Here is a 13,281-nt window from a genome sequence, read left to right on the forward strand (position 1 = left end):
TCAAGCGATTTTCAGGGTTGCGTACCTTAGACGTGTCCCTGTTTTCAAGGGTTGCGTGAGCTTTTTCTGATATGACTTTTCTGCATACCCCCATGTAAAATGTGTGGCTTGGCATTTTTTCAGACACGGATAAAGGAGCGTTTCAAGGATGCGCCGTCCACAATTTGGGAAGCACTTCCTGCATCGGATTTTCTATGATCGTGGAGATCAAAATGAGCTTGCCGGATATTATCGGCCTGTTGGGCGCAGTCTTCTATCTCACGGCTTACGCCCTGATTCAGCTGCGCATTTATACGGTGGATGACGCCATTATCACGCTGCTTAACATTCTGGGTGGCGTGGCTTTGATCTACTCACTCTCGTGGAATTTCAACCTCGGCTCCATCATCACGCAGGTTGCCTGGTTGCTCTTTACGATTATAGGCTACGCACGCTACCGCGTCATGGCTCGTCGCCGTGCCACAACACCTGGGGAATAACCCAAATCATCTTTATGTAACGGGATCATTCCCGTTGCTGGCAATAAGCCAGTCAGACACTTCACGAACGATTCTGCGTTGATGGCGGTCGGCTGGACGCATCAAGTAAAAATAGGCATCAGAGCGCATCATGTGGTCGTGAGCAGGCACAAGCGTACCAGCTGCCAGCTGCTCCTTAATCAGCCATGTCCACCCCAACGTGATGCCAATGCCTTGCGTTGCGGCAGCGACACATAATCCGTAATCGCCAAGACGCCACTCCAATGCGCCGGCGGGCGGTGACAGCTTTGCATCCTGCCACCATTCCGGCCAGCCTTGCCAATCGCGCATCGTGTCTTCGATTGCCAGCAGGACGGGAGCTTTCAACTCCATGATGTTTCCACAGCCAGGTGCGGAAACAGGCACTACCTCTTCACGTCCCAGAATTGTCAGGTTGACCCCGATAGGTCGTTCTTTTCGATAAAAAAGAGCGAGATCAAATTCATCAAGCCGCAAATGCGCTACGTCATCAGTGACCCGCAGCCTGATTTCGATACCCGGAATTTCCGTTTTCAACATGCCGACACGTGTGAGAAACCACTGATCGGCAATGCCGCGTGAACAGGCAATGGTAATCTGACGCGGGCCGGTCCATGCCCTCAGCCCGTCCGTTACGGTTGTCAGATCTCCGAGAAGACGACTGACTTCTGAGGCATAGCTTTCACCGATCGCTGTCAATTGAACGCCAATGGGCAAACGGTTGAACAATTTCGAACCAATGAAAGCTTCGAGTTTGCCGATCTGACGACTGACCGCACTCTGCGTGAGACCAAGTTCAAGGCCCGCGCGTGAGAAGCTGCCAAGACGGGCAGCACTGTCAAACACCACAAGTGCATTGAGAGGCGGAATGGATTGCCGGCCAACTGCCAAATGAGAGTTCCTGTATCAATTTATATGGCACAAACTGTAATAGCTGATGATCTCGTTTGGATCCTGTTTGCTAGCTTTGATCAGTTCGCGACATGACAGCCTTTACGACAATATCCTTATTTGCTGAGCTATCAATTTGCCACTGTTTTCGATAGAAATATAATTCCTTTCAATGGCCCAATGTTGGGGCTCAGCGCAAAAGTTTTAAACCCTGTTACCCGTTTTAATATGAAATAGATGGACCCGGCTTTCGTCTCCTTTGACGTGCACCTGTTGCCCTAGCTCCAACTCGCTATCACGCGGGAACTCAACGGTCAGCATTTTAGGCTGGCCAATTTCGATATAGCCAAACATCTGACTTCCCAAGCGTTCAACCACCGCAAGCTCACCGCTGAACCAAGCGTCTTGTGCTGAACAAGCCGCCAGGTCTTCTGGCCGAATGCCCAGCGTAACATGACCCTGAACATTGAGCGGCGCGAAGTGGGAACGCAGAGAAATGTCCCTCCCTGTGCAGGACAGCACGAGAGTTTCTCCACTGTTCTGTCGAACCTCAGCAGGAAGAGCGTTCATGGTCGGGCTGCCAATGAATTGCGCAACAAAAAGACTGGCAGGTTTCCGATATATATCGAGCGGCTTGCCAATCTGTTCGACATTGCCCTTGTTCATAACCACAATTCGATCAGCAAGTGTCATCGCCTCGACCTGATCATGCGTCACATAAACGGTGGTCGCTTTAATCTTTCTGTGTAGTTTCGCAATTTCCAGCCGCATTTCAACACGCAAAGCGGCATCAAGATTCGAGAGCGGTTCATCGAACAAAAATGCATTGGGCTCTCGCACAATCGCGCGCCCCATAGCGACACGCTGGCGTTGCCCCCCTGAAAGTTGTGCAGGGCGACGCGCAAGAAACTCGCCAATTTTAAGCGTTTCGGCCACCGTTCCAATGCGAGATGATACGTCATTATCATTCGAGCCGCGCATTTTGAGTCCAAACGCCATATTCTCTTCCACACTCATGTGCGGATAGAGCGCGTAATCCTGAAAGACCATCGCAATGTTACGCTCCGAGGGCGAAAGCTCGTTGACGATGGCATCGCCAAATTTCAATTCACCGCCCGATATATCCTCCAGACCCGCGATCATTCTGAGCAAAGTGGATTTGCCGCAACCGGAGGGACCGACCAGAACAACAAACTCTCCACTCTCGATCCGAAAGTCGAGATCGTGGATGACTTTATGGGTGCCATAAGTCTTCTGGATACGTTCCAACGCGATGGCGATCATGCCTTCTCCTCCCAGAGTTTTCGCTTGACGTCTTTTATCGATATTATTATCAATAATGATAATTGAGACATTAGGCAAGGAGGCTCAGACATCGGCGTGGCATATTTTTCACCCAAACTCGTTCAGAGCAGGCCTCCAAAAGCAGCAGTCGTATTTGAAGCGCTCAAGCGGGATATTATGCTTGGCACATTGCCCGCTGGGGCCAACTTGACAGAATTGGAAATCGCCGCGCATTTTCAGTGCAGCCAAGGACCGGTGCGTGAAGCGTTGCTCCAATTGCAGGAAGAAGGCCTTGTGCTGAGACAAGGACATAGGGGAACACAAGTTTCTCTTTGTACGCCGGATGAAGCTGTTGAAATGTTTCGCCTGCGCAATTCCATTGAATGCAATGGTATTCCACGCGTGATGATGCGGCGATCCAAAAAGCTGACGGATGATCTTAAAGAAATGCTGGAGGGGATGCTGCAGGCAGCTGATGAAAAAGACGAATATCGTCTAGCTGCAATCGATCGTGATTTTCACCGGCGCATTTTCGACGAAGCAGACCTGCCCGCTCTGAACCCCATTTTACATCGTTGCCTCGTGCATAATCATCGCTTCAAAATCTCACAAAGCGGCAGTGCACGCGACCTGCGTGGAACCGCGCTACGTCATTGCGCAATTATTGATGCACTTGAAGCAGCGGACATTGAAGCTGCACAGATCGCCATGCGCCATCATATTGCAACCATTGTCGATTTTGGGCCAGCTGTATTCCCGGAAGAAGGTCAGTCGCAATGACACATATCCTCGATCATGAACCGTTGCCAGAAATGCGGGCTCTTCTAGAAAAAATCGCTGTTGAGTTATCTGGCGCCCCTGATCCGACGACACTTCCGCCTGCGGAGGGTCGCACGCTTGCAGAAAAAAACAACCAGCGCTGGAATATCAATCTTCCAGAAATGCAGGCCGTGCGTTTAACGCAAATAGCTGCGAACCCGTCCATCGGCTCACAACAAACCCCATTGCTCGTTCTGGAACCAATCAACAAAAGGCCCGGAACCCTTCTTTTCATTCACGGTGGCGGATTTGCCTTTTGCAGCCCCAAAACGCATGAGCGCTGCGCACGGGTGCTCGCAGAAAAGACCCGTTTAACCGTTGTTTTGCCTGATTACCGGCTAGCACCGGAAAACCCTTTTCCCGCCGGCCTCCACGATGTCATCGGCACCATGCGGGCATTAATTGATGGACAATTAGAAGGGCTGGATGGCCCCGTTTATATCGCAGGCGATTCCGCTGGCGCAAATCTTTCCCTCTCAGCGATGCTGCACGCGGCGCAAAACAATTATGCGCTGCCCAAGGGCGCCCTGCTCTTTTATGGCAACTATGCCATGGATTTTGAAACTCCATCTTATCAAGCCTTCATCAATGGTCCGGGGCTTACCACCGACAGAATGAAGCGTTATTGGAACTGGTATGCGAGCGGGCAAGACATTGCTTCACATCCGCTGGCCTGTCCACTTCACGCTGAAGATGCAGCTCTTGAAAAAATGCCCGCGCTTTATCTTACAGCCGCAGGCATTGACCCCCTCTTTTCCGATACGATTTTGCTGCATGAGCGACTGTTAAAAATTGGCCGCAAGGACGAAATAGCCATCACAAAAGGCGTGGTGCATGGCTTTCTACAATACACAAATGAACTGACGGCAGCTGAAGCAGCGTTGGAGGACGCGGCGCAGGCATTAAGCCGAATGGCCTGAACAAGAGAGGCCTTTTAAACAACTGGGAGGAGTTGAAATGTTGAAATCTCTTATGCTCAGTGCGGCATTTACCGCTGCACTGACATTTTCCGCGCAATCTGCTGAAACCGTCCGCTTCTGGTATCATTTCGACAACCCGGAAAATCCGATGTCCGAACTGGTTGCCAAGTTTGAAAAGGCCAATCCAGACATCAAAATCGAGGCGGAAAATATTCCGTGGAATAGCTACTACGATAATCTCTATACGTCGATTATTGGTGGCAGCGCGCCTGATGCTGCCATGGTCAAGCTGTTTGCACAGCCACGTTTGACCGAAATGGAAGCACTTGAGCCGCTTGGCGAGCGGATCAATGGCTGGGCCGGAAAAGACGACCTGCTCGACAATCTCCTTGAGTTGAACAAAGCAGCAGACGGCAGCCAATACTATCTACCTATTCAATATGTCGTCCTTTATCTCTATTATCGCGCTGACCTCTTCAAAGAAGCAGGCCTTGAGCCTCCTAAAACCTGTGAAGACTTCCGCAACGCAGCCATCAAGCTCACAGAGGCCCCAAATCGCTACGGCTTTGGCCTTCGCGGAGGCAAAGGCGGATGGGATCAATGGGGCGCTTTTGTTCTTTCACAGGGTGGTGAGCTGAAGCCGGGTGGCTTGACGACGCCCTCTGCGGTGGCAGCCAATCAATGGGTAATTGATCTTTTCCAGAAGGACAAAGTCATTCCACCATCAGCACCCAATGACGGCTTTCAGGAGATTATCTCGGCCTTTAAAGGCGGAAAAACGGCGATGACAATCCACCATATCGGATCGTCCAAAGACCTCGTTGCCGCTTTAGGCGACAAGGTGTCGGCAGTGCCTGTGCCTGAATGCGGAGGCAATCGCTGGACCTCCTATGGTGATGAATCGCTTGCGATATTCTCATCCTCAGAAGTGAAAGACGCTGCCTGGAAATGGATTTCCTTCCTTGCAGAAGGCGAAAATAACGTCTCCTTCAACAGTGCAACCGGTCAGATGACCGTGACAAAAAGCGGTGCCAAAGACTGGAAGCTGCACGAACGCCGTTTCGTTGATGCCACGGTTGATTCACTGCCCTTCGCACATGTGCTTCCACAAAATGAGGGCACATCGGAATTCGTGAACACGGCTTGGCAAATTGAAATGCAACGCGCACTCGCTGGGCAAATCACCTCCGAACAGATGATGCAGGAACTGGAAAAGCTTTTCCAAAACTAATCGATTGAAGCGCGTGAGCAATATGGCAGCAAACAATTGTGCTGCCATGCCTCCCCTTGCCCCTTCGAGATCCCGTTCTTTCATTAGCATGGATAGATAACCTATGTCCGCATTGCCCTCCACATCCATTGCACCGACGCGACTTCGCCGCCGAAGCAAAACATGGTTGCCTTACTGGTTGCTGAGCCCTGCCGTTATCGTGACGCTGGTGATTGTCTTCTTGCCGATGGTGCAGGCAGTTTGGACAAGTTTTTACGATTTGGTTCTGTTCAAACCCAAAGCGACGGCATTTGTTGGCCTTGGCAACTACATCAAGCTGTTGCAAGATCCGGTATTCTGGGCTGCATTCTGGAATACATGCATCTGGATCGGACTGACCGTCCCGCTTCAAATGGGTCTTGGTCTGATTACGGCGCTGCTACTCAACAGAGAGTTTCCATGGCGTGGTCTGGCGCGTGCGCTGGTCATCATTCCGTGGGCGTTGCCAAGTGTCGTGATTGCGCTCATGTGGCGCTGGATTTACGATCCCAACACCGGCGTTCTCAATGACATCCTGCTCAATCTCTCAGTTGTAAGCCAGGCAGTTCCTTGGCTGGCCGATCCAAATATCGCCCTTTACGCAATCATCGCCACACTGACATGGCAGGGCTTTCCGTTCTTTGCGATCATGATCCTGGCGGGCTTACAGGGCATTCCCAAAAGCCAGTATGAGGCAGCATCCATTGATGGTGCTTCGCCTTGGCGTCAGTTTGTAAACGTAACTCTGCCCGGCATAGCGCCTGTGCTTGCAACAGCAGGCTTGCTCCGCGTGATCTGGGTTGCAAACTCCATGGACGTCATCTTCGTCATGACAGGCGGCGGCCCGGGCTACTCAACCTATACGCTGCCTCTCTATGCATTCGTAAAAGCGCGGCAAAACCTCGACTTCGGCTATGGCACCGCTATCGCTGTCACCTTCACGCTGCTGCTCGGCGTTCTGGTCGTTCTTTATCTGGCTCGTACAATGCGAGAGGTCGAAAAATGAAACGTCAAAGCACGCTTAAACGCATATTGACCACCGACTTACCCGTCGCTTGCATCGTGCTGTTTGCTTTGGCACCATTTGCGTGGATGGTGCTCACGTCGCTAACGCCCACCGAGGCGCTTTCAGCCAATGGTGTTTCGCTCTCACCATCGGGCTGGAGCCTCGATAATTACGAACGGCTGTTTAACAAAGCGCAGTTCTACAAAAATATGCTCGACAGCCTGGTTATTGCGGTTGGCACAGTGGTGCTGGGCCTCGCCGTTTCTGTAACCGCGGCCTATGCACTCTCGCGTTTTCGCTTTCTGGGGCGCAAATTGTTCATGATGCAATTTCTGCTCATCAACATGTTCCCCATTGTGCTGCTCATCCTGCCGCTTTTCATCATCATGCGAAAATATGGCATTCTGGACACCTATTTCGGCCTTATTCTTGCGAATTCCACGGTTGCCATTCCGTTTTCAGTCTGGATGCTGACGAGCTACGTCGCGGCAATCCCCAAAAGCCTTGATGAAGCCGCGATGATGGATGGCTGCTCACGTCTCGCCGCTTTACGGCGCGTGATTATACCCTTGATGATGCCCGGTATTATTTCCACTGGCATCTATATCTTCATCACCGCATGGAACGAATATCTTTATGCGCTGACACTTGGCGGCAGAAATGTGCGCCCTGTTACCGTCGCAATTCAGACCCTGATTGGTGAATACCAAATCGAATGGGGACTGCTCGCAGCGGGTGCTGTTGTTGGCGCCATGCCCGCAACCATTCTTTTCCTTCTCGTTCAAAAACGCCTTATCGGCGGCCTTACACAAGGGGCAGTCAAAGGCTGACACCCCCTACATTCCCCAATAGTTCTTCAAGCAATCGAGGAAATATCATGAACCCCATCGGGTTGATTTCAATGCAATATGCGCGGCCTTTCACAGCCCAGCATTTTTCCCTTTTCCATAAAATGCGTGAACACGGATTTGAATTTGTTGAGTTGCTGGTGCCAGAACCCGGCGAACTGGACCTCAAAGAAACACGCAAAGCCCTCGATGACGCAGGACTTTTCGTCGTGCTTGCAGCACGCGTTAATCTTGAACGCAATATCTCTTCCGCCGACAACAATGCCTATCAGGGCGGCATTGATTATCTCAAATACACGGTTGATTGCGCCCATGCGCTTGGAGCGCAGGTTGTTGGTGGACCTCTGACCGGAAACCCTCTCGTCTTTGCTGGCCGCCCGCCACAGCCAGTTTCAGAAGATGAGCGTTTGCGCCGTAAAGATAGCTGCGTAAAAGCGCTGAAAATTGCCGGTGAATATGCGCAGGGAAGCGATGTTCTGCTCGCAGTCGAGCCACTTAACCGCTTTGAAAGCGATGTCCTTTGCACAACCCAGCAAGCAATCGAATTGTTGGATGCAGTTGACAAGCCAGCGATAAAACTGATGCTCGATACTTTCCACATGCATATGGAAGAAAGCTCAATTCCAGAAGCGATCAGGCTTGCAGGCGATCTGGTTGTGCATTTTCAGGCCAATGAAAATCACCGCGGCTTTCCCGGCACAGGCGCAACAGACTGGGTTGCGGTTTGTCGCGCCCTGCACGAGATCGCTTATACCGGCCCAATATCGCTTGAACCATTCCGCCGTCAGGATGATCGCTTTGGCGTTCCTTTTGCGCAATGGAGAGCGCCACACGAGGACGAAAGTGATCGTCTGTCAGCCAGCACCGCCTTCATGAAAAGCCACCTCCTGCTTACGGAGTATCGTCGATGACCCTCAAAATTGGTTGGATTGGTTGCGGTATCCACGCAACCCAGATGTTGCTCCCGCAGCTTGTTCGTTACGATGTGGAAATTGCCGCGCTTTGCGACATAGACCCGACACGACTTGCGAATGCCGGACGGCAGTTCGGGGTGCGAACACTGACAAATGATGTTGAAGCCCTCCTCAACACACGCGGTCTTGATGCCATTGGCATGGCTGTTGGCCCTGATCAACACCTTGCATTTGGCAAGGCAGCGTTGGAACGCGGCTTGCCTGTATTCATGGAAAAACCACCTTCGGGGTCTGCCGAAGGCGCACGTGAACTTCTCAAAGCCTCCGAAAAAGCAAAAAAGCCACTGCTGCTCGGCTTCATGAAACGCTATTCGATCGGCAACAAAATCGCAGCCAATATCATAAAATCGGGCCAATTCGGCGATGTTCTGGGCCTAACCGGCTATTACATGACAGCCCCCGGTTATTTCGCGGGCAACGTCGATTACACTGGCTTTTTCCTGCACCACTGCGTCCATTATATGGACCTCGTCTCCCACTTGGTTTCCCCTGTTCGAAAGCTGACAGCCAAGAAAGTCGAAAAAGAACCGGGTAAGCTGTTGATCCACGCGGCATTCGATTTTGAATGTGGCGCTATCGGCACCATTGCGATGGGGACGATTCAGTCGCGCGGAACCCCCGTCGAACGCATTGAACTGATGGGAGATCACCAGCGTATTGAGGTGGACGATGTTATCGACGTGCGCTGGCATCGTAATCCAGCATTCAAAATTGACGATCCGAATGCGACATTGTCAGGCGACTGCGATACACTCACTTGGAAGCCTAACTTTACCGCAGCGGCCAATGAAGACCCCAAGGGCTATCATTCATTGTTGGCAGATGTCGTGCCCGCGCTTATGGGAGCGGAAACACCCGCCCCAAACATCGCTGATGGGGTTGTTGCTATGGAACGCCTAGAGACTATGCGAAAGGAAGTAGGCTTATAGTGCCAATCCATTCATGCTTAAAAGAAGCGGACATGGCAAAAGCCCTTGCCGCTTCTTTCCAATACATTCTAGAATAGCTACGATATATGGTTTTCGCCATCAGAGCTAACGGTACCGGCTCAAGCAAGTCACGGTCGTTAACGAGGTCAACCGCACACATCGCCGACAATAGAAGCTTATTGCTCCGCTGGCGTAAGCGGTTTGCGAAGAGACCGCCCAACCGCTCAAAACTTGTCGAAACCCTTCGTGCTCAATTGTATTGAGCACAGCACAACCGAGCGGTGGCGGACGGATTTCCGGCTGTCATCTGCATCACAAAGGCTCGCGCATGGTCCATGAGAATGCGCATCAGAGCTGCATTTAATTTGATTTATTGCCTTAAACCAATAAGTAAGCAGAGGCTTGTCTATCGAAGCCGACAATACGCTTACCTTCATCGAAGGCAGTAAGAAGCTGGTGGCGAAGCGACAACCTGGCATGCATCGCTGCCGCCGGATCAGTTGCAAGCAGATGATCGATATCGCTTGGTATTTTTACACATTGAGCCTCCGTCGGAAGCTCAGCTTTCTGGCCTTGAGATTGCGCTTTTACACGGGGATCATCCAATTGCCAGTCAGCGACGACCCTGTCCGAAGGCAAGCCAGCATTGATGCCAACCATGGGACCATAATAATTGATATGATAGATTGATGATGTTGCGCCAAGGCTTGCAATATTTAAACCCGCATTGACCGCGCGGATCGGATCATAGGTCCAGCGGACATGCGTGATGCCCCTCGCAAGGCACCAAGCGCGTTGGAACCATTTCATCCGGGCACCAAGTTTCAACCCTCTTGCTTCCGGAAGAACAGCCAGACGGTGAGAATGTTGAACTCCCGGCGTTGCACTTGGAAAACCAAAGATGAAACCAATCATCTTTGCGCCTTCAAACGCACCAGCGACAAGGCCGCCTTCGTGCTGAATCGCAAGCAATAGATCTGCGGCATCGACAGGGTCCTCTTCTCCCCACACCAGCCGTTGCACATCCTCCGAATTCTTCATCTCGACGAGAGACGCAAGCTCTCGGATCAGGATTTCGCTCATGCGACGAAATCCTCTCGTTGGCTGGTAACTGTATTGAGAAATGCATAATCCAAAGTCACACCGATACCCGAACCATTGTGAGGAACGGCCATTTGGCCATTCTTTGCTTCGAGCGGCTCGTTGACGATATCACGCGGGAAATATCGGCTGGCGGATGATGTGTCGCCCGGCTTTGTAAAATTCGGCAGTGTGGACAGATGAATATTATGCGCCCGACCAATGCCGGATTCAAGCATCCCGCCGCACCATACAGGCACATCGAAAGCGGCACAGACATCGTGAATTGCGCGTGATGCGCTGTGGCCACCGACACGGCCCACTTTGATATTAATGACGCGGCACGCACCCGCTACAAGTGCCTTTCGTGCATCAACGCAAGACCGGATGCTCTCATCAAGACAGATGGCGGTCAACAATTTTTCCTGCACATGCACGTGATCGGTAATGTCGTCAAAGGCCAGCGGTTGCTCGATATAGTCAAGCGCAAAAGCGTCCATCGCCTTAAGAAGGGGTAGATCAGAAAGGTGATAATCTGCATTCGCATCTACCGTCAGCTTTGCGTCAGGAAAATGATCCCGTACTACTTGGAGCATAGCAAGATCATGGCCACGCTTAATCTTCAGTTTAACGCGTTTGTAACCGGCGTCGAGCGAAGCGGCGATCCTTTCAATGGTAGTTGCAATGTCTGCAATGCCCAAGCTGACACCCACATCGATAGCATCACGAACACCACCAAGCGCTACGCTTAATGGCAGGTTGAGTGCTTTCGCCCACAGATCCCACACGGCCATTTCAACCATGGCCTTACTCATTCGATGACCGCGCCACGGATCGAGAATGGCCGCAATATCAGCTGGCCCATTAAAGCGCTTCCCAACGATTTGCGGTAGAATGACTTCACGTAGAAAAGAGAGTGAGCCGGAGATCGTCTCCTCCAGATAATCTGGTAATGGATCCATCACGCCTTCGGCATAACCCTCCAGCCCCTCAGCCCGTAAGGTAAGGATCGGGATGATCTTTTCAGTCATCGTGCCGGTGGAGATCACAAAAGGCACGAGCAGCGGCAAACGTATGACCCGTATTTCAGCTGCGTCTATTTTTAATCCGGCGAAAATTGGCGCTGCGTGCATCGAATTTTCCATCTGTGAGCATAAATGATCGATCTGGTCCAAGACTTTGGTGATGGCGACACGCCATCCTGATTGGCCCGTTCGAGCGAATTAAATTCACTGTTCTCCGCTAAAGTCCAATGGATTCGTCAGCCCTTCAACTGAAGCTGATCTGGCAATGTGTCCAACGGGAAAACCGGGCGCCGCACGTTGGAATAGGTTCGTCTCGACAGATCTGGTGAGCTCAAACCGCCAGCATCGGTAACAATGATCTGCCTTGCAATCGGCCCGAATGCTCCTTTAAAATGCTGCATCGACTTGACCGCCAGAACAGACTTTTCCTTCGGTTCGATGCCAACAACACGGAAAATGTTCTTATCAAGCATCTGCATACGCTCCGATACGATCAGAATATCGATCCCATCCACATGCAGGCACACAGCTTTCCCGGTTGTTCCAGGCAAACCTGTAAACATTGGGCCTTCAAAGAAAAAAGACCCATTGCTTTTAGCCATCACGCGGCCCGTCACCGTCAGTGGGCCACCACCAATGGATGGATCGGATTTGCCACCGATCGTTACCGTGATGCTCTCACCTACCGGTCTGGCTGAAATCTCGACCACGGCCTCAGGATCAAGAAGTGCACCCGCGGCGGCATTGGTCACACCAGCTTGGAGCATCGCCGCAATGAGTGCTGTGCAGTCACTGTATGCACCTGAACCGGGATTATCGGAGAAATCGGCGACGACAATCGTACCTTCCCTGCCCTGCTCCTGTTTCAACTGCTCAATACATTCATCAAGCGGCATCGGCTGCGACCACTGATCTTTGTACGACCAGATTTCATCACAAATCTTACCCGCAACTTTGCGAGCCGTTTGTCGGCACACACTCTCTAGATCTGCCGTCACGATAACATTGGGACCAGCAGCCCAAACATCGGCATCGGTAAATCCTGCATTAACCGCCACATTCAAAATACCGGGTTGCTGCATTTCACGAGCCGCGCTTTCGAGCAGCCGACACATCGGCCCATTATCGGTTGTGCGACCGTCGTCACATCCAAGCAGCATTGGCGGTCGCGCAATAATCAATGAAGGCCTAATTTCGCCGCTCATCGCGCGATGCAGCAAAAGGCAGGCCTCTACACCAACTTCGCTCATGTCAACATGGGGATATGTGCGAAATGAAACGGCGATCTGTGCCAGATCAGCAAGTTCATCAAAAGTATTGGCATGGAGATCAAGTGTGATGGCTATGGGTACATCATATCCAACAACCGACCGTATCTCTCGAAGAAACTGGCTGTCGCCATCCTGATCCGTCTCGGTTACCATGGCACCATGCAGAGCGACAAATATGCCGTCCAAAGGTCCAGCTTGCTGCAGCCGCCTCAGGCACTCGCCAGTAATTTCCAGACGCGCATCCTCAAGCACAATACCGTTTGGCTCCGCATGCGCAGCGGTGATATAAACAGGTACCCAGCCCTTTTCATCCGCGACCTTTATTGCGCCGCCAACCTCCGAGCCTGTGCCTCGAAAATTGGCTGGAATCTCATCGCCCTTGAAATAATGCGACGCGCGAAAATCATTAATGCTGGTCCGATTTTCTGTGAAGGTATTATTTTCGTTTATGAATTCGATGATGGCAACACGATAGGACACGAGGCGAC

At 51.7% G+C, this 13,281-nt stretch carries 13 protein-coding genes; 8 read left to right on the forward strand and 5 right to left on the reverse strand.

The features are described 5' to 3' along the window. The first annotated feature begins 212 nt into the window (after positions 1-212). The gene (locus OPR82_RS15005) at positions 213-479 is read left to right on the forward strand and encodes a CBU_0592 family membrane protein (RefSeq protein ID WP_265985731.1); all 267 of its coding nucleotides are present in this window, start codon (positions 213-215) and stop codon (positions 477-479) included. 12 nt (positions 480-491) lie between these two features. Here OPR82_RS15005 and OPR82_RS15010 read toward each other — a convergent pair whose 3' ends face one another. Then, a complete protein-coding gene (locus OPR82_RS15010; protein WP_265985732.1) occupies positions 492-1,388 on the reverse strand; it encodes a LysR substrate-binding domain-containing protein in 897 nt (298 codons plus the stop codon). A 204-nt stretch (positions 1,389-1,592) separates the two neighbouring features. Continuing rightward, on the reverse strand, positions 1,593-2,672 hold the full coding sequence (locus OPR82_RS15015) for an ABC transporter ATP-binding protein (protein WP_265985733.1): 1,080 nt from the start codon (positions 2,670-2,672) through the stop codon (positions 1,593-1,595). A gap of 96 nt (positions 2,673-2,768) precedes the next feature. Between OPR82_RS15015 and OPR82_RS15020 the strand changes: the two genes are divergently transcribed. From OPR82_RS15020 to OPR82_RS15050, 7 genes are all read left to right on the forward strand, one after another. Then, positions 2,769-3,452 carry a GntR family transcriptional regulator gene (locus OPR82_RS15020; RefSeq protein WP_265985734.1) on the forward strand — a complete coding sequence of 228 codons (684 nt, stop codon included), beginning with the start codon at positions 2,769-2,771 and terminating at the stop codon, positions 3,450-3,452. Then, the gene (locus OPR82_RS15025; RefSeq protein WP_265985736.1) at positions 3,449-4,411 is read left to right on the forward strand and encodes an alpha/beta hydrolase; all 963 of its coding nucleotides are present in this window, start codon (positions 3,449-3,451) and stop codon (positions 4,409-4,411) included. Before OPR82_RS15020 ends, OPR82_RS15025 begins: the two co-directional genes overlap by 4 nt. A 37-nt stretch (positions 4,412-4,448) precedes the next feature. Beyond that, positions 4,449-5,642, forward strand: coding sequence for an ABC transporter substrate-binding protein (locus OPR82_RS15030; protein WP_265985737.1), 1,194 nt, complete (start codon positions 4,449-4,451; stop codon positions 5,640-5,642). A 103-nt stretch (positions 5,643-5,745) separates the two neighbouring features. Next, complete coding sequence (locus tag OPR82_RS15035; RefSeq protein WP_265985738.1) at positions 5,746-6,666, forward strand: carbohydrate ABC transporter permease; 921 nt, start codon at positions 5,746-5,748, stop codon at positions 6,664-6,666. Next, the gene (locus OPR82_RS15040) at positions 6,663-7,496 is read left to right on the forward strand and encodes a carbohydrate ABC transporter permease (protein WP_265985739.1); all 834 of its coding nucleotides are present in this window, start codon (positions 6,663-6,665) and stop codon (positions 7,494-7,496) included. Before OPR82_RS15035 ends, OPR82_RS15040 begins: the two co-directional genes overlap by 4 nt. Positions 7,497-7,543: 47 nt before the next feature. Further along, a complete protein-coding gene (locus tag OPR82_RS15045) occupies positions 7,544-8,425 on the forward strand; it encodes a sugar phosphate isomerase/epimerase family protein (protein ID WP_265985740.1) in 882 nt (293 codons plus the stop codon). After that, entirely contained in the window at positions 8,422-9,417 is a 996-nt protein-coding gene (locus OPR82_RS15050) for a Gfo/Idh/MocA family protein (RefSeq protein ID WP_265985741.1), read from the forward strand. The genes OPR82_RS15045 and OPR82_RS15050 overlap by 4 nt, the downstream gene beginning before the upstream one ends. A gap of 378 nt (positions 9,418-9,795) precedes the next feature. On the opposite strand, the gene OPR82_RS15055 is transcribed toward OPR82_RS15050, so the two are convergent. The 3 genes from OPR82_RS15055 to OPR82_RS15065 all read right to left on the reverse strand — a co-directional run bounded on the left by OPR82_RS15055 (position 9,796) and on the right by OPR82_RS15065 (position 13,273). Beyond that, complete coding sequence (locus tag OPR82_RS15055) at positions 9,796-10,500, reverse strand: GNAT family N-acetyltransferase (RefSeq protein WP_265985742.1); 705 nt, start codon at positions 10,498-10,500, stop codon at positions 9,796-9,798. Continuing rightward, entirely contained in the window at positions 10,497-11,630 is a 1,134-nt protein-coding gene (menC, locus tag OPR82_RS15060; RefSeq protein WP_265985744.1) for an o-succinylbenzoate synthase, read from the reverse strand. Before menC ends, OPR82_RS15055 begins: the two co-directional genes overlap by 4 nt. Before the next feature lie 128 nt (positions 11,631-11,758). Then, positions 11,759-13,273 carry a M81 family metallopeptidase gene (locus OPR82_RS15065; RefSeq protein WP_265985745.1) on the reverse strand — a complete coding sequence of 505 codons (1,515 nt, stop codon included), beginning with the start codon at positions 13,271-13,273 and terminating at the stop codon, positions 11,759-11,761. Positions 13,274-13,281 lie beyond the last annotated feature (8 nt).

It is taken from the genome of Ochrobactrum chromiisoli (genome assembly GCF_026241335.1).
GTDB lineage: Bacteria > Pseudomonadota > Alphaproteobacteria > Rhizobiales > Rhizobiaceae > Brucella > Brucella chromiisoli.